This window comes from Sinorhizobium chiapasense, from assembly GCF_036488675.1.
In the GTDB taxonomy this organism is placed as follows: domain Bacteria; phylum Pseudomonadota; class Alphaproteobacteria; order Rhizobiales; family Rhizobiaceae; genus Sinorhizobium; species Sinorhizobium chiapasense.
The window spans coordinates 494,063-513,256 of record NZ_CP133148.1 but is presented as its reverse complement, the minus strand read 5'-3'; the positions used below and the strand labels follow the sequence as shown (position 1 = coordinate 513,256).

Sequence of the window (19,194 nt, the reverse complement as noted above, 5' to 3'; positions counted from 1 at the left end):
GCGCGGCGCTGTGGTCTTCAATGCGGATGAGACGCAGTGTCAGGCACCGTGAACGCCACCGTTTTTCCGGCGAAGACCTTGTGCTCGGGGCTCGCGAGCTCGATCCGCACCTTGTGCTCGCCGGCGGGCAGCCCGACCACGACGACCGTGCTGGTGTCTCCCGTTTCCGCCCAACGCCACGGCAGGTCGTCAACGGTCACGTGCAGATGCCCGACCCGTGGCGACACTGTGCTCGCGCCCGCCCCGAACACCGATACGATACGGAAGTTCTCGGTTTGGTACGGAATGAGCACGGCGCCCCGGGCCAGCGCTTCGGGAAGCGGAGGCTCCACGATCAGCTTGGGTGGGGGTTCGTTCTTGATGGGGAAGAACACCGGCGCGGCGCGGACCTCCCCGGTGCCTTGGGCGAACGCGCCGGTGGCGAGCACAGTGGCGGCGGCAACTGCGGCAAGCGTCTTGATGAGCATGGTCTTTGACCTCTTCCGTGACTGGATGACTTACGGTCACATGAGACGGCCTCTATGTATCGCCATTGTTTTGGCGTTCGGCGAATTTGAAAGCTTGTGTAGCGATCCAGCCACTTGGAACTATTGGGATACAGAGCGCTCTGAAGACACCGAGATAGTTCATTGAAACAGTGAAATGTTCTAAATCTTTGAGACTACGCAATTCCGGACGGAAAATCGTTACCCACTTTTCATGGAATTGCTTCAGCCGCCAGCGTTCTAGACACCGCCGAGCGCGGCCCAAGGTGGTCAGCTTGAGGTTCCGAAACCGGCATAAGCAGTCTCCTGGCTCTGCCACCCGGAGACTGCCAAAAACAGAGCCGTCTGGATGGCCCGGCCCTGGTCGGTGGTCTGACCTTGCACTGCTGTTGCCCAGGCTCGTGATTGCATCGGGCTCGGCTCTCTGCTGTTCCGCTTCCTCGACCACCGCCAGATCTCTCGGGCCCGCTAAGGATTGCTGGTCGTGACGGCGCTGAAATTATTTTGGGACGGCGTCTCCGGGTATATCGGGTGAAGTTTGGACAACGATGTCCGCTTCCGACCACGACCGACAAACTCGGTATGAGCCCAATAGGCCCGCTTTCGGGTGGATGATATCTCCACGTCGATGGCGCTTGGGACGCAGGATGGCGGGCAGCGCATCGCCTCCCGCCATCCTGAACTCAGCGAAGCGACCGGAATCCCTCGCGCATATCCTCGACGAGCGCCTGTGGCTGTTCCCACGCCGCGAAGTGGCCGCCCTTCGCATGGCGCTTGTAGAAGATCAGGTTGGGGAAGGCTTTGCGCGACCAGCTTTCCGGAGCGGTGTAGATCTCGTCCGGGAAGGCGCTGACCGCGACCGGAATGGTCACGCCCTTGGGCGCGAAGAAGGGCAGCTTGCTCTCCCAGAAAAGACGGCCCGAAGAGAGTCCGGTATTGGTCAGCCAGTAGAGCGTGATGTTGTCGAGGATATCGTCCCTCGTCAGTCCTTCCGACGCCCCGTCAAAGACCCGGTTGATCAGCTTCTGGCTTTCCGGATCGTGGTCGATCATCCAGGCGGCGAGCGCAATGGGCGAATCGTCGAGGCCATAAAGGGTCTGTGGCCGGGCCCCCATCTCCAACGCGTAGCCCACACGATTCTTGTAGAAAAAATCGAGCTGCTTCCACGCATATTCTTCATCTCCCTTCAAGCCCGTCGGCTGCGGACCGCCGGCCAGCGCCGCCGAGATATCATCCGGAAGAGTGCCGGGCATGTTGGTGTGGATGCCGAGCAGCCCTGCAGGCTTCTGCAACGCCATCTGCTCGTTGACGGCGTCACCCCAGTCGCCCCCCTGCGCGACATATTTCTTGTAACCCAGGCGGTCCATCAGAACGGCCCAGGCACGCGCGACGCGCTGCGGATCCCAGCCGAGTTCGGTCGGCTTGCCCGAAAAGCCGTAGCCGGGCAGTGACGGGATGACCACGTCGAACGCATCGGCCTCAGTGCCGCCATGCGCGGCCGGATCGGTCAGGCGGTCGATGATCTTCAACTGCTCGATGATCGAGCCGGGCCAGCCGTGCGTGATGATCACGGGCAAGGCGGTCTTGTGCTTCGACTTCACATGGACGAAGTGGATGTCGACGCCGTCGATGTTGGTGACGAACTGGGGATATTTGTTGAGGTTCGCTTCGGCCCTGCGCCAGTCATGCTGCTTCACCCAATAGTCGGCAAGTTTCTGCATGGTCTCAAGCCGAACGCCCTGCGTGTCGTCTGCAACCAGCTGCTGGCTCGGCCATCGCGTCGCCTTGACCCGCTGCTTGAGCTCAGCCAGTGCCTCCTCGGACGCTTGGAAGCTGAACGGGCGGATCGAAGCATCCTGTGCCGGTTTCGCGGCCGCGCTAGCAACGGTCGATGCCGAGGCCCTGGTAACGGTTGCCTCTGCCGATGCCGCTGTTGCGACCAAAAGTCCAATTGCCCCTGCCGAAGCTGCGGCGAGCATCCGCCGAAGCGACTGTCGCGAGCGTGACATGGCGACGACGCGATTGCCCTTGCTCAGGAGGGCATTCATCTGGCCCGAGCCGATATTCTGCGGTGTGTCGTCAGCGACGACGCCTTTGCGTGTATCACTCATTTTGCACCTCGAGTTTTGGTTGGGCCGGCGCCCGATTGCGCGCTTGGGACGAACGAGGGCACCTCGCGAGCCACTCCCAAGGCGAAAGCTCTTGTGGCAAACATTGTTGCAGCAGCGGTTGCGGCAAGTGTCGTGATGATCATGACCATTGACTTCCTCCGTAACTCTGTCGGTTACGATCCTCAGAGACACCCGACCTGTGTCGCCATTGTTTCGACAACCTGGGACTTTGAAACCATGTGTACCTGTCGACCATTTGGACATGCAGCGATACAAGAAACTCGACAAGGTCGCCGAGGTAGCGCGGCGGTTTGGGTGAAGCCTTGAGCAGCTAGGCAGTTGGAACGGACGCGGACGGCGGGAGGAAACCGTCCGCGTCCTCCAGCTCAGCGCAGCGATCTGAACGCCGCCCTGAGCTCCCGAGCGAAAATCATCGGCTGCTCCCAGGCGGCGAAGTGGCCGCCCTTTTCCGCATGATGATAATAGATGAGGTCGGGATAGGCTCTTTCGGTCCAGCTCCGCGGCGCCTCATATTGCTCGCCGGGGAAGACGCTCACCGCTACCGGGATCTTGACGCCCTTCGCGTTGAAGAAGCCTCCTTTGTATTCCCAATAGAGGCGCGACGCGGACACACCGGTATTGGTCAGCCAGTAGAGCGTGATGTTATCGAGGATCTCGTCCCGCGTTAGCTCGCCAGTGGCGCTCTCACGTCGGCCCAGGGCCTCGGTAACTGCCACTGCGGGCTGGCTGCCATTGTCGCCATGGTCGAGCATATAGGCGGCGAGGGCGACGGGAGAATCCGCAAGGCCGTACAGGGTCTGGGGTCGCTCTGCCATCGTCTTGTAAATTGCCACATGCTTGTACGTGTAGAGGAGTTGCTCGTAGGCGCGCTTTTCCTCGCCCGAGAGGCCGGAAGGCGGCGGATCGCCGGCCAGGGTCGCCTTGTCGATGTCGGCCGGAACAACCCCGGGCATGTTGGTATGGACGGCAAGCAGCCCCGGGGGCGCCTGCAAGCCCATCTGGTCCACGACAAACGCGCCCCAGTCGCCGCCCTGGGCGACATAGCGCTGATAGCCGAGGCGCTTCATCAGCACGTCCCAGGCCTTGGCCATGCGCTCGGGACCCCAGCCGGTCGCAGTCGGTTTGCCGGAGAAGCCGTAGCCCGGCATCGACGGGATCACCACGTCGAATGAATCTTCGGCTTTGCCGCCGTAGGCGACCGGATCCGTCAGGGGCCCGACCAGCTTGATCTGCTCGATAATTGAGCCCGGCCAGCCATGGTTGATGATCACCGGCAGCGCATTGGGATTCTTCGAACGGATGTGGATGAAGTGAATTTCTTCCCCGTCGATCGTGGTGACGAACTGGGGCAAGCCATTCAGCTTGGCCTCTACCTTGCGCCAGTCATAGTCCTTCGCCCAATATCGGGCGAGCTCCTGCATCGTCGCCAGCGGCACACCCTGAGATGTGTCCGAAACAGTCTCCTTCTCAGGCCACTGGGTCGCCAAAATCCGCTTGCGAAGGTCGTTCAGCGCCTTCTGCGAATAGTGGATTTTCGGGAACGGACGAATTGAGGTGTCTTCGCGGATGGTGGTGGTCGCAGTGGTGGCATATGCCACCGGAGCGATAGCGGTTGTTGACAGCATGGTCGTTACCGCGGCGGCGGCAAGGGTCTTCATAAACTTGGTCATTTCGTTTCTCACTTTCCGAACAAATCGTTGATCACTTCGTCAGTCGTCCTGACGGCGTGAGCGAAGGTGGGTCCATTGAGTTCGTGCGCGGCATGCATGTGCGCGTGGCCGAAGGCGGCGGTCGCGTCCTTCACCAGCGTGACGTGGTAGCCGAGTTCCATCGCGTATTTGGCGGTGGTCTCGATGCAGGTGTTGGCAAGCAGGCCGACAACGATGACGTGCGTGATGCCGTGCTGCTTGAGCTTCATGTCGAGATCGGTGTTGGCGAAGCCGCTCTGACCCCAATGCTCGGAAGCGATGATGTCGCCCGGCTTCGGCGCGAAATCAGGGTGGAATTCGCCGCCCCACTCGCCGCGTGCAAAGTGGTGACGTTCCATGATCTTGCGCTGGGTCGGGCTGGGATGGTCCCAACTCTCATAATCGCCAGGTTCCCAGCGCCGGTGCGGAACAATCGCCACCCGGACGCCGGCCGCGCGCACGGCCTTGTCCAGCCGGCGGAGGTTGTCGAGCAGCCCGACTTCGTCGGCCACGGGCTTGAGCTGCGGGAAGACCTTCCCGTCCTCATGCAGGAAATCGTTGAACGGATCGACCAGCAGGTAGGCGGTCCGATCGATGGGATAGTTTGGCTGTGCCATGTTGAAATCCTTCAGTTGAACTTGCGGATTGTCAGTTGTTGAGCGCCGCGCGCTCGATGCTGGCTGCAAAGAGCGGCGTTTCGCCCTGGTTATGGGCGATCGACATCGGCTGTCGCTGCGCGCGGAAGACCTCGAACGGGATGCCCTGCCTGTCGAGAAAGGCCTTGAATTCTTCCGTTGCCCTGGAGCGCACGTGGTTCGTGAATTCGCAAGTCCGGTCGTCGATGCGTTTGGCGCTGAGTTCCCAAAGCACATGGATCGTCGTTCGGCCCGTAGGAGTGAATATGTCCGAAACGGATTCGAGGATCAGGTGGTGCTTCTCAGCCAATGTCTCGACGTAGTGCTGCACCATCAGGCTGCCGCCGATCGTCTCGACATTGATCGACATGCGCTTGCCGTCCGGAGCCGTCGTGAAGCCGGCGGCAATATGCGCCGGAGAGCAGCGCCGGTATTCATGCTCGGGGAGAGTGAAGCACCATTGCGGAATGTCGATCTTCTCGAACGGTGCGTTGATGATTGCGGAAAAGCTTGAATCGACGATTTCATGATCGCCCATGGGCGCGCTCCTTCGTTTACTGGACAAGCTTGATTTCGACATCGAAATTGCTTCGCGATCCTCGCGATGCCGCTTGGCCTGTTGCACTTGTTTCAACGACTTCTTATATTAGCTATGAAAATCATATCTACAAGTCCCTATGATAAAGAAAGTGACAAGATGGAGAAAATATCTGCTGGAGGGACGCTCTGCCCGATCGCCCGCTCCGAGACCGAAGTCGGCGACCGCTGGACCGTGCTGATCCTGCGCGAGCTCTTCATGCGCGTTCATCGCTTTGAGGAAATCCAGGCTCAGACCGGCGGGACGCCGCAGATGATCGCAGCGCGCCTGAAGAAGCTGCAGGAGGATGACCTCGTGGAGCGCCGTCGCTACACCGAGCGGCCGCCGCGCTACGAGTATCATCTGACCGAGAAGGGCGAGGCTTTTTACCCTGTCATCCTGGCGCTGCGGGCATGGGGGGAGAGATGGTGCAAGTCACCGGAAGAAGGCCGGGCGGTCAATTACCTGCACCGCACCTGCGGGAAGTCCGCAGGACTTGGGCCAGTTTGTGAAAGCTGCGGCCAACCCCTCCAGCGCCAAGATCTGATTACCGAGCTAAACCCCGCCTATCAGAGCGAACGCGAAGAGCGGGCTGAGGCGTTCAAGGCGAACCGCTAAATCCTTCATTGTTGGAGCCGGGACAATTTGCGGAGATGTTCCGCAGCAGTGCCGGCATCCGGCTATAGGCACGAACGGCAGTCGTACAGCCCAAGGGAGCGATGCGCGGAATGTGAGGGCGGCGTCTTGGCGGATAGCAAAGGTCCTAGCGCGACGTCCGCTATAGGGCAAATTCCCGTCTCGTCGGCAGAGGCAGCCAAACTTCCACTTTCCACCCAAAGCTGTTGGAGGTGACCAACCGGCGAAAGCCCGCTTTGGGTCCAGAAGCGGAAATTATTGCCGCTCCAAGCACGTGTTGACTGAGGCCCAAAGCCAGGGCACAAAGGTTGCATCCACGGTCGCTCGCGACGGAAAAATCTAGGGAATTCAATGGCGGTTTCAGTAAGCCATTGAAATCATGTGAGAATCCAGGTTCCCCAGCCAATCTTCAAGATCACTGTTTAACAACTCGCGACGCGGCTTGCGGTATTGCGTAACAGCCCCGCTACTCCGCCGACCTGTACTGCAGCGTAAACACATTGCCGGCGATTTCGTCGGCGAGTGCTTTGGAAAACTCCAGCGGCATGCAACCTTGCAGCGCCTCGGTCGCCGCCGCCACGAAGGCCTTGCGCTGCGCTTCATCTCCGGTGACGCGGATCGCTGTCGGTTGCGGAGGGCCCATCAGCGTTCCGTTGCCCTTGAAGCCGAACTTCAAGGTGACGAAGGAATCCTTGATCTCTGGCGGCGGGGTCCAGCATTTGCCGAGTGCATCGCCCACATCCTGGACGGTCTGCAGGGGCTCCGCCCGCGACGGGCCCGTTGCGGTGACGAGGTACACGCCCGCCAGAACCCACACGGCAACGAGTCTCATTGCGATCCCAACCCCACCTCGAACGAACCGGTAATCCAGCCGGCTCAAGATTGCGCGCAACCGCGCCCTGACGCAAGCCGCCCGGAATCTTCGACAAGGCGGCGAACGTTTTCAGCGGCTACAGCGATCCGCGTTTCGCCAGATTGCTTCTCCCGAAGCATGCAGCGTTATCGCGGCATTGCGAGCTTTTTTCGCAGTTACAGCACGTATCTGCAAAGCACCTTTGCAAGGCAAATTGTAGCTCTGGCCGCCTGCAACGGAACCTAGCAAGATCTGGAACGTTTTAATATTTCACCGTGGCTCCAACCAGCCGCGGCAGGGTCGCGACTATACTTGCGATGATACGGAGCCACTCTTTACGTCATCGCTGATCTAGGGAGGCACGTGCTGGCAGTTGCTTTGCGACCGGCCGGCGATGGATGATGTCCAGAAAGGATGTGAATACGATGAATCAGCATGAAGAATTGAAGGACAAGCCGCTCATCGATCCTGTGACGGGTCAGCCGACGACCCAGGATCCAGAGATGCGCGGCAAATTGTCGGGCCGCAGCACCTGGCCCTTGCTGATCATTCTGCTCGCGGGGCTGGTGCTGGCGCTGATCGCCTGGCTTCCCGCAGAATTGACCAGGGACGCGGAAGAGGCGACGCCGCCGCCGGCAACCTCGGACCAGTCGACGACCACGCCGCCGGCAAGCCCGGCACCGCAGCCGCAGACCACACCGGCACAACCGGCGCAGCCGGCGCAATAAGCCCCGCCCAAGAACTGTCAAAGAACGGGGAGCAACAGTTCTCCCCGTTTCGGCGACCGAATTGGGAGATGAGCGAAAATTTCGATCACAGCGCCGCGCATCTTGTCAGACGCGCAAAGCACGCTGTAGCAACTTGAATTGCTGCATGTCCTTAGTCGGCTGCGATCTAAGGAAACATGCAGTAGGCTTCGCTGCTCATGGAACAGATCCTCGCCGATATCCTTGCCCCAACTCAGGTTCCCTATCCGGTCATATTTGCGCGCTTCTGCGGCGCCATCCTCTTCGGGGCGTTGATCGGCATCGAGCGGGAACAACGGCAACGGCCGGCCGGTCTCCGGACGCACATTCTCGTCAGCCTCGCCTCCTCGATTTTCGCAGTGATCGCAGTGGAAAGCGTGCATATGGCGAGCCTCTCGGGACCCGAAGTGCGGATTGACCCGATCAGGGTCGTGGAGGCGGTCACCGCTGGTGTGGCCTTTCTCGCGGCCGGCTTGATCGTGTTTTCAAGGGGCGAGGTCAAAGGGCTGACCACAGGAGCCGGGATGTGGCTCGCGGGCGCGGTAGGGCTGTCCATCGGCTTTGGCTTCTGGCTTATTGCAGCCTTCGCCGCCTGCGCAAGCCTCGCCGTGCTTTTCATCCTCTGGCGGTTGGAGGTCGCTCTCCACTGGAAGCCGCCGGAACCGTCCGAAAGTGGCGCGAACGCACGCCCCGCGGTCCCTCGGGACGCTGCGACCGTTTCGAAGGAACGCTAGATCACGATGATCTTGGGTCGAATCAACCCATATCGGACGCCGTACGCGGGCGGGAAAGCCGCGTACACCTTCCTCATTCCGCTCTACTGCGTGATCTACAGCGACCTTTGCGTATCCGATCAGACGCGCGACTGTAGTCCTCTCATTGTTTCGTTGACAGTGAAACTCTTTGAAACCACGCAATCTCCGACGAGAAACCGTGGCAAACTCTTCCTGGAATTGCTCTAACGGCCGGGAAAAGCAGATGGAACTTCCGGATCGGAACGGCCGTGCATGGGGGCTTTGCCTGCGCGCGGACTCTTCCGTATGGCCGGACCTCTCTGTCGATGTGCCTGCAGCATGGCGACCGCCCGGCGGGCATCTTCGGGCGTCTGGAAAACCTGGCCGTCCAGCGGCCACACACTGTATTTGACCGCGACAAAACGCAATTGTCCGTTGTCGGATATCAGTGCGCCGACCGCCTCGCCGGCGAATTCTATCGTCTGCTTACTCATAGGTGTGAAACTCCCTCCCGGCGGCTCGTAGAGCGACAAGCAATTTTCGCTGGGCAGGCGCCAGCGAACCGAACCCTCGCCTTCAGCCATCCGCGAAACACCCGGGCGGCCGTTTGGTTCCACACGGAGGACAACAAAAATAGCAGCGCTACGCCGCAACCGGCGAGGAGATCATCGCCCAGATCGCGGCGGGGAGGCGAAATGGGCTGGATCGCTACAGTGTCATGGAAACAGCCAAGCGATCCAACTCATTGAAACTACACAATTGCAGACGAAAAAACCGCCGCACATCTTCCTGGAACGTATCTACAGCGTCGTGCGTCCTGCAGGACGCACAAAGGACGCTGTAAGTCTTTGATTCTACGCATCGTGCTTTCCGAAAATCGATTCCGATTTTCGGGCCGATGCGCTAGGCAAGGAAGCGCTCGGGCCGATAGGGAGCGATGTCGATCACGGTCCTTTCGCCGGTCATGGCTTCGGCCAACGCCCGGCCGGTGACCGGCCCGAGCGTCATGCCGTGATGCGCATGGCCGAAGGCGAACCAGAGGCCCTCGTGTCGCGGTGCCTTGCCGATGATCGGCATCATATCGGGCGTGCAGGGCCGCGCTCCCATCCAAGGCTCCTCGTCGCGCCGTTCGGCCAGCGGGAAGAACTCGCGCGCGACCCTTTCGGCCCGGGTCAACTGTACCGGCGTTTTCGGTGCGTCACGCAATGCGAATTCTGCGCCCGTGGTCAAGCGGACCCCGCGCAGCATTGGTGCCAGGAAATACCCCCTCTCGGCGTCGAGCACCCAATTGTTAAGCGTTGCCCCTTCCTGGACGCCGTAGTGCATATGGTAGCCGCGCTTGACCGCGAGCGGAAAATGATAGCCGAGCTTGCGCGTCACTGTATCGGCCCAGGGACCGAGCGCCACCACCACCTCGCGGGTCTCGAGCGGACCTTCCGGTGTCGCGACCCGCCAGCCGGCACCCTCCAGAATGTGCTCCAAGGTTGCGGCGTCGCCCGAGACGAGCCGGCCGCCGAGCGATTGGAAATAGGCGAGATACGCCTTGTTGAGGCTATGCGGATCGCGGATCGACCAGGGGTCGGTCCAGCGCAGCCCGCCGGCGAGCTCGACGCGGATGGATGGTTCGATGGTCCTCAGTTCGCTCGTCGAAAGCTTCTGGTGGTTGACGCCAAAACCGGCGGAGAGTTTTTCCGCGTCCTTGTAGGCGGCGTCGCGCTCCTTTTCCGTGCGAAACACCTTCATCCAGCCATCCTTGCGGATGAGGTCCCCGGCACCGGAGGCCTCGATCAGGTCCTCGTGCTCGGCGATCGAGTTTTCGATCAGCGGCGCATAGAGATGCGCGATCCTCTGGTGCTGAGTGAAGCCGGAATGCCACCAATAGCGCGCCAGAAAGGGCACCAGCCCCGGCAACGCGCGAAAATGATAGCTGGCGTCGATGGTGTTGTTCAGCGCGTAGCGGAAAAGCGCACCGAAATCATGCGGGAAGCCGTAGGGAAAGACGCCTTCGCGCTGGATAAGGCCAGCGTTGCCGTAGGACGTCTCTTCTCCGGGACCGCGCCGATCGAGAAGCACCACCGATTTCCCGCGTCGCGCCAGGTGGATGGCGGCGGAAATGCCGACAATGCCGGCGCCCAGAACCACTACGTCAGTCTTCATGCCAGTGCCCCGCTTACTCGCTCACAAACCCGCCGCAGGCGCCAAAGGCTGGCTGCAGCGGTCGCGCCGCTACTTTTTCAACTTGCTCATGATCTGCTCCAGGGAACCGAGGAGCACGGCCGAAGCGACAAAAGCCAGATGCATGATCGTCGCCCACATCAGCTTCTCGCTCGTGAACTGCTGGGCATTGAGGAAGATCTGCAAAAGATGGATCGACGAGATCGCCACGATTGAGGAGGCGACCTTGATCTTCAGGCTGCCGGAATCAAGCTTGCCCAGGAAGGAGACCTCGCCCTCACCCTCGTCGAAGCGGCTGACGAAGTTTTCGTATCCGGAAATCATCACCATGACGATCAGGCTCGCGACGAGTGCGGCGTCGATCAACCCAAGCATTGCCAATATCATCTGAGCATCGTCGTAGACGAAGACCAGGCCCGCGACCTTCAGGAACTTGTAGATGAAGGAAATGCCGTAGAGAGCAAGCGCCGCAACCAGTCCGAGATAAAAGACGACCAGCAGCCATCGGCTCGAAAGGATGATGCGCTCGACGATGAGTTCCAGGGACTTCATGTGATTGTTCTGTTCCTGACCGGTGGGCGGGTACTCGCATGAATAGCCAAGGGCATTGGCCAGAGCAAGGGAACAGAACATTGCTCACAACGGAAAGGGGCGAAGCGTCGCGCTTCGCCCCTTTCTCGTTCATGAGCCCACGGACTTGTCGCGTCAGGTCCTGCGCATGAGTCCGGCAATAAGCGAAATCACCAAGAATACGAGGAACAGGAAGAACAAGACCTGGGCAATGCCTGCCGAAGCTCCAGCAATACCACCAAAGCCGAGAATGCCGGCGATGATGGCAACAATCAGAAAGACGAGAGCATAGTAGAGCATTGATATCTCCAATGTCTGCGTTGGTGAAATTGTAACGCGTAGCTCATCGCCTTTGTTCCGGTTTCGATGTTTCTCTCGGCGAGACCCTAAAAATCTTTTGAAGCGAAAGAAAACCTTTCGTTAACCAAGGAACGAGAAACGGTGCCAAGATCGGCGCACGGGAACAAAATTCGCCAGGAACCTTCGATAGGGCTTGGCGTTGTCCCGGTAACGAAAGCTTTTGGGAACGCAATGAAGATTCCGTCGCGACATATATGGAAATCGGTGACCGAGGTCGCCCGGCACAACGCGGCCGTGCGCAGGCATAACCTGCATATCGGCAGGACGATGCGCGACCTTCACATGCACACGGAAGAGAAACGCAACAAACGTCTCCAGGGTCTTCTTGACGCACTGGAAAAAGCAGAACGCGACACCCACGGATGATAAGCGACGCGCGTCCGTTGCAAGACGCGCGTCACGCCCTTTCGGGCGTCAGCCTGTCAATGGCGCGATGCCCACTCGTCGATCTGACGCTCCGCCTCTTCCTTGGCAATTCCGTAACGCGCCTGAATGCGCCCGGCGAGCTCCTTCCGATTGCCGTTGATGACGTCGAGATCATCGTTCGTGAGCTTTCCCCATTGCCCCTGGGCCTTGCCCTTGAATTCGGTCCACCGGCCTTCGATGATGTCCCAATTCATGAAACGCTCCTTTCAATCTGTGATGCGGGAAGTCACTCATCGCCGGACGACGGGCGGACACGGCCTGCGACCGTATAGGGCTCTTCATCTGGCGTCACCGTCACTTCAAGCTTCCTCGCAGGTGTGATCGTCCACTCGATTACTGCACTCTCGACGATGAGCGCAGGATCAACCTCGGCGCACTTGCCGTATGCCGTCTTGAAAACCTTGCCGACCTCCTCCATCGCGGGAGGAAGCAAGGCCTGGCATTCCTCGACGGTTTCGAAGGCGACCACCGGCGATGGCACCTCACGGCACGCCGTCGTTTCCTGCATGCAGCCAACGAGAACCATGATGGCGGCAACATGTTCCATTTCCGCGCTCCTTCGACGCTGAGGCGAGAAACAAACGAACCAGACCCGTCGCCGGTTCCTCGTTCGCGTGAACAATTGCTTTAGCGGAGGCTTGAGGAGGCTTGAGGAGGCCTGAGGAGGCTTGGGCACACGGCCGATTATTCGGCGGTCTTTGCGACCGGGATGCGCATGGGCGACAACTGTCAGGCGCAACGGTGTGTGGACACGCGGAACAAATGGCCACAGTCGGCGTTTTGGCAACAATAACAAGCGCCGCGGGCGGCGGCCGGGTTCAAGGGAGTGAAGTATGCGTGACCCAATTGCGCCTGCAGCGACAAGCCAAACAATGTCAGAAACATGCTATGATTGTGGCCGCGTCAGCGATCGCCTACGGGTGACTTCGACTCGTGACCGGCATGCTTATCGGCCTCCCGTCTCTCGACCGGAAAACACCCGCTCAGCATCTCCCGCGGTTTGGTAACCAAGCTTGGATAGGGAAACGTGTCATGAAGAAGATACTTGTTGCAGCAGGCCTGATCCTTTCCCTGGCGGCCTGCACGCAGACGGAAAAAGGTGCGGCAATCGGCGCCGTTACCGGTGGTATCATTGGCGGAGCAATCACCGATGATGTGGGGGGTGCCGCGGTCGGCGCGGCTGTTGGGGGCGTTGCCGGCGCCCTGATCGGCAGGGCAAACGAGCCTGGGCGCTGCATCTATCGTGACCGCTACGGGCGGCGCTATACTGCAGCTTGCTGATCGGACAAGCGCGATTGCAGGAGACCGCGCTCCGCCCGAAATCTTGTGCCCAGACAACTCCTTCTTCGGTTACGGCAACTCAAACCCCGGATAGGAACGCATCATGAAAAAGATACTTCTCGTCGCAAGCCTGATCCTTCCCCTTGCGGCCTGCACGGCTACGGAGAAAGGTACTGCAATCGGCGCAGCTTCCGGCGGTATCATCGGCGGCGCCATAACGAATGACGTCCGAGGGGCCGCTGTCGGCGCTGCGGTCGGTGGTGTTGCCGGCGCCCTTATCGGCCGTGCGAACGAGCCCGGCTATTGCTACTATCGCGACCAATACGGCCGCCGCTACACCGCGCGTTGCTGATCGGCTACTGCGTGTTTCCTTAGATCGTAGCCGATTTGAGGATAAAAACATGCAGCAATTCAAGGTGCTACGGCGTCCTTTGCGTGTCTGTTAGACGCGCGGCGCTGTCGGGCGAAACCCGGCCGGCTATGGAGTAATTGCCGCCGGGTTGCTACGCACGCCAAGCCAGCGCCCTATCGCAACGGGTGATGCGAAGCGGCCGCGTGGAACGGCGGGGGCATCAGCGTCGTGACTGCACGTGCTCGGCCGCGTCTAGACGCTCGAGCAATTCAATAAACTGCAGCGGAATCGGTTCGTTTTCCAGGGCTTGGTAAAGTGCCCTCAATTTCGAAGCGATCTGTGCGCTCGGATCCGTCGAGGGATGCCTGGCGGCAGCGCCACGCGCATTGCGCCGTCCGGAAGGATCATTCATTTTCCGCTTCCGCGCGCCGAGGCCTTATCCCCCTGTTCCGGCCATTCCTGTCCCCTATGCCCGTCATCTGCTTACTCTAGGCTTTCCATAATCCGAAAGACGTGCTCAAAACATTGACGTATCCTGCTGCACGCCCATTGTCCGCAAGACCGGGACCATACCGGCACAATAGTTTAGGAAGGCCTAAATGTCACTTTCCACCAGGATTGCGCCACATCTTCCCTATCTGCGGCGTTATGCCCGCGCCGTCACTGGCTCGCAAGCGGCAGGCGACGCTTATGTCGCCGCCGTTCTCGAGGCGCTGATCGAGGACGTCAGCCTCTTCCCAACCGCCTCCAGCGACCGAATCGGTCTCTACAAGCTGTTCTGCTCCCTGTTCGACAAGCTGGAAATCGATCGCACACAATTGACGTCGCCTTTCGCCTGGGAGCGCAACGCCGCGGCCAATTTGTCGTTGATCGCACCGGCGCCGCGCCAGGCATTCCTGCTGATCGCCGTCGAAGGCTTTTCCACAAGCGAGGCGGCCGAGATCATGAACCTCGACCCAGGCGCCTTCACCACTCTTCTCGCCGGGGCGTCACAGGAGATTTCGCGTCAGGTGGCGACGGAGGTCATGATTATCGAAGATGAACCGCTGATCGCCATGGATATCGAGGACATGGTGACAAGCCTCGGCCATCGCGTCACCGGGATCGCTCGAACCTACGGGGAGGCGCTCGAACTCTATCGGACGACATCGCCGAAAATGGTTCTTGCCGATATCCAGCTCGCCGACGGCAGTTCCGGCATCGACGCCGTCAACGATATCCTGGCTGAAACCACCGTGCCGGTGATCTTCATTACCGCCTTCCCCGAACGGCTCCTGACGGGCAAGAAGCCGGAGCCGGCATTTCTGGTAACGAAGCCCTTCAATCCAGAAATGGTGAAGGCACTGATCAGCCAAGCCCTGTTCTTCGACGAACAGGCGCGGACGGGACGCCCGTAAACTCGCGGGCTGCACCGCCAGCAATCCGGCATCGCCAACGTCACTCCGGCAACTGCCGGTCCGGCGGCGGCTCGCGCACCTGCGCGAAAATGGTCATGGCGATAAGCGACAGGGGTAGGGCCAGAATTGCGCCGACGGCGCCCCACATCCAGGTCCAGAAAATGATCGCGACAAAAATCAGAAATGGATTGACCTCGAAGCGGCGCCCGAGGATCGCCGGAACGACGAGATTTTCCATGACCAGGTGTACAAGGAAGAAGGCGACGGCAGGCGCAATCCCCAGAAGCAGCGCATTGTGCGTCATCAATCCGCCGACGAGCAGGGACAGCGTCATGAAGGTCACGCCAAGATAGGGAATGAAACTCGATACGAAGGCAAACAACCCCCACAACGGTGCCATGGTCAATCCGCCGGCAAGCGCGATCACCATCGTCATCACGCCCAGCGCCAGATAGATGAGGCTCGCCGTCGAAAAATACCGAGCGAGCGCATCCTCGGTCGCGTTCATGATCCGGATCGCGTTCAAACGATGCTCCCTTGCCGCAAAGGCAAGGATGATCGTGCTGCGCAGTTGAAGGCGGCCGAGCAGAAAAAGCACAAGGGCCGCCAGAAAAATAAGTGTCTGGACAAGTGCCGGCGTCAGGCCTGCTGCAACGGCTCCAAGCAAGGGGCCGGCATTCTTCACGAGGGTGTCGGCAAGTGCGTTCTGATCGGCGTTGCGTACCAGCGCCATTCTCAACCAGGTGAAACGCTCGATGAACGGCAATATCCGCTCTATGACACCCTCGGCCAGCCGGGGAGCCTCACGCGCCACCTCGGTGATAGGGCCAAGAAGTGCATTCACGAGCGAGGATAGCCCGAGCACGAAGAGAAGCGCCATCAAAAGGCCGCCGAAGATCGGCGGCAGGCCGAATCTCTCCAATTCGTCGGCCGCCCTGCCGAGCACGATGCCGACGATAATCGCCAGCGTGATCGGCATAAGGATCGCTTCCATGGAATAGACGGCCGCTGAACAGGCGATGGTGAAGAGGCCGACCGTGCTTAGCGCGACCGCCAGTTCCATGCCGTTGCGTTTTCGCACGGCGCCTGTCGGCGATGCGGCCAGGGCGATTTCCTTGTCCACACTGCGCTTCCGTTTGCGCTCGGCGGTATGCCTCGCTGTTTCCATCGGCGTCCTTCTTTTCTGCTACCGTTTCGCAACGTCGGCAATGCCATCGGTCAAACGGCAAATCCGCAACAACCTGCCCTCGCCCCACACCCGCGCGTCCGCCTTTCACCCAAGGGGTCGCTCAATGTTGTCCGGGTGGAAATATGTGGAGCGTCAGGGAGAGCAGGCCCAATCCCAGAACGATTATCAGCAGCGTGCGCGCGACTTCATCCGTTGTCTGAGGGATGAGGCCGAAACCGATCACGATCCCGGCTAGCACCAACACGAAAAGGCGTGGCAGCCAGTAGAGCATTGGTCATTCCTTCCATTGCGGAACGACCGATAAACGCCCGAGCGAGTGCTTGGTTCCTACTGCATGTTTCCTTAGATCGTAGACGATTTAAGGACAAAAACACGCAGCACTTCAAAGTGCTACAGCGACCTTTGCGCGTCTGACAAGACGCGCGGCGCTGTAGTGCATGGTTCCTTAAATTGCAGCCGCTTCAAGGATAAAAACATACAGGAATTCAAAGTGCTGCAGCGTCTTTTGCGAGTCTGACAGGACTCGCGGCGCTGTACAGGGGAAGGTGCTCGAGGTCGAAGAAAAAACGCCGCCGTGCACAGGGCACGACGGCGCGCTTCGATTCAGCCAAAGCTCAAAAGAGGAAAGGCTTACGCGGCAGCGGTGACAATGACTTCGACGAGGTATTCCGGCGTTGCGAGCTTGGCTTCACCAGTCGCACGTGCGGGCGTGTGGCCCTGCGGCGCCCAGGCATCCCAAACGGAATTCATCTTGGCGAAGTCGGCCATGTCCGCGAGCCAGATCGTTGCCGACAGGATGCGCGTCTTATCCGTGCCTGCGAGGGCGAGAAGACGATCGACTTCCGCGAGCGCCTGCTTCGTCTGGGTGACGACGTCGTCACCGGCGTTGCCAACCTGACCGGCCAGGTAAACCGTGTTGTTATAGACCACGGCCTGGCTCATCCGCGGGCCGGTTTCAAAGCGCTTGATTTCCATTGTTGTCATCCTGAAGTTTGGGCCGGACCACTTCCGTCCGGCTGGTGGCGTCCGCCCGCCGCCGGAAGGCGAGTGGTGTTAGCGGCGGAGAAGCTCTACACCAAAGGGAAATCAAGGCCAAGGAGCCGCTCCGTCCCGTCCGATCGGAAAGCTCGGACCTGAACGCCCGTTGGACCCTGCGCTACTGCATGTTTCCTTAAATCGTACCCGATTTAAGGATGAAAACATGCAGTGATTCAAAGTGCCACGGCGTTCTTTGCGCGCCTGATAAGACGCGCGGCGCTGCAGGTGACAGGGCAGGATATCTCAAGCGGCTTTCCGTGCGAGGCGCGCCTTGATGCTGGCAACGTCTGCGCGCGGCGTGGCGGCAAACAGGGTCTTGGTATAGGTGTGCTTGGGATCCGCAAAGACCTCGTCACGGCTGCCGTATTCCACCGCCTCGCCGTAATACATCACCATCACGTCGTCGGCGATGTAGCGTACCACCGAGAGATCATGGCTGATGAAGACATAGGTCAGGTGGAACTCGTCCTGCAGGTCCGCGAGCAGGTTGAGGACCTGTGCCTGAACCGAAAGATCAAGCGCGGAGACGGGCTCATCCAACACGAGGAGACTGGGATTGAGCATCAAGGCGCGCGCAATGGCGATGCGTTGACGCTGGCCGCCCGAGAACATGTGCGGGTAGCGATTGAAGTGCTTCTCGTCGAGCCCCACCTTTTTCAGCATCGTCATGGCGCGGTCACGCCGCTCGTCGGCCGGCGCCTTGGTGTTGATGACCAGCGGCTCCGCCAGGATGTCGCCGATCTTCTGCCGAGGGTTGAGCGAACCATATGGATTCTGGAAAACGATCTGCACCTTACGGCGCATTTCCGACGTCAGGCCGTCCTTCGCGATGTCGACCTTCTTTCCGCCGATCAGCAACTCGCCCGATGTGGCGGGGTCGATCAGCGTGATGATGCGGCCAAGCGTCGACTTGCCGCAGCCGCTTTCGCCAACGATCGCGAGCGTCTTTCCCTCATCCACGGTGAAGCTTACGCCTTTCAGCGCATGAACGGTACGCGCCTTGCGGAGCAGGTTGCCGGGAATGTGGTAGTCGCGCACCAGGTTGCGGGCTTCGAGAACGTGAGTCATCGAGTGGCTCCCTCCAGCATCTGCTGGTCGTTGAAAAGTTCGGAGATCGTCGGCAGGCGGTCTCCCGTCGCGTTCTCCGGCAGGGCAGCAAGAAGCGCGCGCGTGTAGTTGCTCTTCGGCGATTCGAACAGCGACAGCACATCCGCCTCCTCGATCTTGCGGCCCTTGTATTGAACCACGACGCGATCGGCCGTTTCCGCCACCACGCCCATGTTGTGGGTGATCATGATGAGGCCCATGCGGTATTCCTGCTGCAGTCTCATCAGAAGATCGAGGATCTGCTTCTGGATCGTCACGTCCAGCGCGGTCGTCGGCTCATCTGCAATGAGCAGCTTCGGGTTGCAGGCAAGGGCGATGGCTATCATGACGCGCTGGCACTGCCCGCCCGACATCTGATGCGGATAATGGCCGAGACGCTCGGCCGGATCGGGAATACCGACGGCCTCGAAGAGTTCGATCGCGCGCTTGCGCCGCGCCTTGCGGTCGAGGCCCATGTGGATGCGCAGTACTTCCTCAATCTGGAAGCCGACCGTGAAGCACGGATTGAGGCTGGCGATCGGCTCCTGGAAGATCATGGCGATGTCCTTGCCGATGATCTTTCGACGGTCGGTCGCGGACATTTTCAGAAGGTTCCGTCCATTGAAGGCAAGCTTGTCCGCCGTCACCTTCGCGGTCCAGGGCAGAAGCCCCATCGCAGCAAGCATCGACACGGATTTGCCCGAGCCCGATTCCCCGACGATCGCCAGGACCTCGCCCTCATGAACCTTGAGCGAAACGCCGTCGACCGCCCGGAACGGTCCGGAGGATGTCTGAAATTCAACGACGAGATTTTCAATTTCGAGGAGCGCCATG

The 19,194-nt window shown here is 60.1% G+C and carries 25 protein-coding genes; 7 read left to right on the top strand and 18 right to left on the bottom strand.

All coding sequences use genetic code 11. From position 1 onward, the window contains the following. Positions 1 to 17 precede the first annotated feature (17 nt). From RB548_RS02365 to RB548_RS02340, 5 genes are all read right to left on the bottom strand, one after another. The gene (locus RB548_RS02365; protein WP_331373462.1) at positions 18 to 467 is read right to left on the bottom strand and encodes a DUF6130 family protein; all 450 of its coding nucleotides are present in this window, start codon (positions 465 to 467) and stop codon (positions 18 to 20) included. Between the two features lie 701 nt (positions 468 to 1,168). Then, on the bottom strand, positions 1,169 to 2,596 hold the full coding sequence (locus tag RB548_RS02355) for an epoxide hydrolase family protein (protein WP_331373461.1): 1,428 nt from the start codon (positions 2,594 to 2,596) through the stop codon (positions 1,169 to 1,171). A gap of 386 nt (positions 2,597 to 2,982) precedes the next feature. Further along, positions 2,983 to 4,287 (bottom strand): epoxide hydrolase family protein, encoded by a 1,305-nt coding sequence (locus tag RB548_RS02350; protein ID WP_331373460.1) that lies wholly within the window; start codon positions 4,285 to 4,287, stop codon positions 2,983 to 2,985. An 8-nt stretch (positions 4,288 to 4,295) separates the two neighbouring features. Further along, positions 4,296 to 4,922 carry an isochorismatase family cysteine hydrolase gene (locus tag RB548_RS02345; protein WP_331373459.1) on the bottom strand — a complete coding sequence of 209 codons (627 nt, stop codon included), beginning with the start codon at positions 4,920 to 4,922 and terminating at the stop codon, positions 4,296 to 4,298. A 31-nt stretch (positions 4,923 to 4,953) separates the two neighbouring features. Next, positions 4,954 to 5,478: a hypothetical protein gene (locus RB548_RS02340; protein WP_331373458.1), complete on the bottom strand. Its 525-nt coding sequence runs from the start codon at positions 5,476 to 5,478 to the stop codon at positions 4,954 to 4,956. A gap of 159 nt (positions 5,479 to 5,637) precedes the next feature. On the opposite strand from RB548_RS02340, the gene RB548_RS02335 reads away from it, so the two are divergent. Further along, positions 5,638 to 6,135, top strand: a complete 498-nt coding sequence (locus RB548_RS02335; protein WP_331373457.1) for a winged helix-turn-helix transcriptional regulator — start codon at positions 5,638 to 5,640, stop codon at positions 6,133 to 6,135. A 484-nt stretch (positions 6,136 to 6,619) separates the two neighbouring features. Here RB548_RS02335 and RB548_RS02330 read toward each other — a convergent pair whose 3' ends face one another. Then, positions 6,620 to 6,985, bottom strand: coding sequence for a hypothetical protein (locus RB548_RS02330; RefSeq protein WP_331373456.1), 366 nt, complete (start codon positions 6,983 to 6,985; stop codon positions 6,620 to 6,622). Between the two features lie 446 nt (positions 6,986 to 7,431). On the opposite strand from RB548_RS02330, the gene RB548_RS02325 reads away from it, so the two are divergent. Both RB548_RS02325 and RB548_RS02320 read left to right on the top strand, forming a co-directional pair. Continuing rightward, positions 7,432 to 7,734 (top strand): hypothetical protein, encoded by a 303-nt coding sequence (locus RB548_RS02325; RefSeq protein ID WP_331373455.1) that lies wholly within the window; start codon positions 7,432 to 7,434, stop codon positions 7,732 to 7,734. Positions 7,735 to 7,931: 197 nt separating this feature from the next. Next, positions 7,932 to 8,486: an MgtC/SapB family protein gene (locus tag RB548_RS02320; protein WP_331373454.1), complete on the top strand. Its 555-nt coding sequence runs from the start codon at positions 7,932 to 7,934 to the stop codon at positions 8,484 to 8,486. Between the two features lie 224 nt (positions 8,487 to 8,710). Here the strand turns inward: RB548_RS02320 and RB548_RS02315 are convergent, their stop codons facing one another. The 4 genes from RB548_RS02315 to RB548_RS02300 all read right to left on the bottom strand — a co-directional run bounded on the left by RB548_RS02315 (position 8,711) and on the right by RB548_RS02300 (position 11,531). Then, positions 8,711 to 8,980, bottom strand: coding sequence for a hypothetical protein (locus tag RB548_RS02315; protein ID WP_331373453.1), 270 nt, complete (start codon positions 8,978 to 8,980; stop codon positions 8,711 to 8,713). A 409-nt stretch (positions 8,981 to 9,389) separates the two neighbouring features. After that, positions 9,390 to 10,643 (bottom strand): NAD(P)/FAD-dependent oxidoreductase, encoded by a 1,254-nt coding sequence (locus tag RB548_RS02310; protein ID WP_331373452.1) that lies wholly within the window; start codon positions 10,641 to 10,643, stop codon positions 9,390 to 9,392. 69 nt (positions 10,644 to 10,712) lie between these two features. Then, positions 10,713 to 11,213 carry a TIGR00645 family protein gene (locus RB548_RS02305; RefSeq protein WP_331373451.1) on the bottom strand — a complete coding sequence of 167 codons (501 nt, stop codon included), beginning with the start codon at positions 11,211 to 11,213 and terminating at the stop codon, positions 10,713 to 10,715. A gap of 153 nt (positions 11,214 to 11,366) precedes the next feature. Continuing rightward, positions 11,367 to 11,531: a DUF1328 domain-containing protein gene (locus tag RB548_RS02300; protein ID WP_153438296.1), complete on the bottom strand. Its 165-nt coding sequence runs from the start codon at positions 11,529 to 11,531 to the stop codon at positions 11,367 to 11,369. A 231-nt stretch (positions 11,532 to 11,762) separates the two neighbouring features. Between RB548_RS02300 and RB548_RS02295 the strand changes: the two genes are divergently transcribed. Next, complete coding sequence (locus RB548_RS02295; RefSeq protein ID WP_331373450.1) at positions 11,763 to 11,957, top strand: hypothetical protein; 195 nt, start codon at positions 11,763 to 11,765, stop codon at positions 11,955 to 11,957. 56 nt (positions 11,958 to 12,013) lie between these two features. Here the strand turns inward: RB548_RS02295 and RB548_RS02290 are convergent, their stop codons facing one another. Together RB548_RS02290 and RB548_RS02285 are read right to left on the bottom strand one after the other, a co-directional pair. After that, on the bottom strand, positions 12,014 to 12,211 hold the full coding sequence (locus RB548_RS02290; RefSeq protein WP_180940255.1) for a CsbD family protein: 198 nt from the start codon (positions 12,209 to 12,211) through the stop codon (positions 12,014 to 12,016). A 32-nt stretch (positions 12,212 to 12,243) separates the two neighbouring features. Continuing rightward, positions 12,244 to 12,564, bottom strand: a complete 321-nt coding sequence (locus RB548_RS02285) for a hypothetical protein (protein WP_331373449.1) — start codon at positions 12,562 to 12,564, stop codon at positions 12,244 to 12,246. Positions 12,565 to 13,049: 485 nt separating this feature from the next. Between RB548_RS02285 and RB548_RS02280 the strand changes: the two genes are divergently transcribed. Then, positions 13,050 to 13,298: a glycine zipper domain-containing protein gene (locus tag RB548_RS02280; protein WP_331373448.1), complete on the top strand. Its 249-nt coding sequence runs from the start codon at positions 13,050 to 13,052 to the stop codon at positions 13,296 to 13,298. 103 nt (positions 13,299 to 13,401) lie between these two features. Beyond that, positions 13,402 to 13,650, top strand: coding sequence for a glycine zipper domain-containing protein (locus RB548_RS02275; protein ID WP_283961537.1), 249 nt, complete (start codon positions 13,402 to 13,404; stop codon positions 13,648 to 13,650). Positions 13,651 to 13,870: 220 nt separating this feature from the next. Here the strand turns inward: RB548_RS02275 and RB548_RS02270 are convergent, their stop codons facing one another. After that, the gene (locus tag RB548_RS02270; protein ID WP_331373447.1) at positions 13,871 to 14,062 is read right to left on the bottom strand and encodes a NepR family anti-sigma factor; all 192 of its coding nucleotides are present in this window, start codon (positions 14,060 to 14,062) and stop codon (positions 13,871 to 13,873) included. 187 nt (positions 14,063 to 14,249) lie between these two features. On the opposite strand from RB548_RS02270, the gene RB548_RS02265 reads away from it, so the two are divergent. Then, on the top strand, positions 14,250 to 15,047 hold the full coding sequence (locus tag RB548_RS02265; protein ID WP_331373446.1) for a response regulator: 798 nt from the start codon (positions 14,250 to 14,252) through the stop codon (positions 15,045 to 15,047). 40 nt (positions 15,048 to 15,087) lie between these two features. Here RB548_RS02265 and RB548_RS02260 read toward each other — a convergent pair whose 3' ends face one another. From RB548_RS02260 to RB548_RS02240, 5 genes are all read right to left on the bottom strand, one after another. Further along, positions 15,088 to 16,215, bottom strand: a complete 1,128-nt coding sequence (locus tag RB548_RS02260; protein ID WP_331373445.1) for an AI-2E family transporter — start codon at positions 16,213 to 16,215, stop codon at positions 15,088 to 15,090. A gap of 121 nt (positions 16,216 to 16,336) precedes the next feature. Next, entirely contained in the window at positions 16,337 to 16,507 is a 171-nt protein-coding gene (locus RB548_RS02255) for a hypothetical protein (RefSeq protein ID WP_331373444.1), read from the bottom strand. A 359-nt stretch (positions 16,508 to 16,866) separates the two neighbouring features. Then, positions 16,867 to 17,211: a RidA family protein gene (locus tag RB548_RS02250; protein ID WP_180940249.1), complete on the bottom strand. Its 345-nt coding sequence runs from the start codon at positions 17,209 to 17,211 to the stop codon at positions 16,867 to 16,869. Between the two features lie 306 nt (positions 17,212 to 17,517). Then, positions 17,518 to 18,342 carry an ABC transporter ATP-binding protein gene (locus RB548_RS02245; RefSeq protein ID WP_331373443.1) on the bottom strand — a complete coding sequence of 275 codons (825 nt, stop codon included), beginning with the start codon at positions 18,340 to 18,342 and terminating at the stop codon, positions 17,518 to 17,520. Further along, positions 18,339 to 19,193 (bottom strand): ABC transporter ATP-binding protein, encoded by an 855-nt coding sequence (locus RB548_RS02240; protein ID WP_331373442.1) that lies wholly within the window; start codon positions 19,191 to 19,193, stop codon positions 18,339 to 18,341. The genes RB548_RS02245 and RB548_RS02240 overlap by 4 nt, the downstream gene beginning before the upstream one ends. Between the last annotated feature and the right edge of the window lies 1 nt (position 19,194).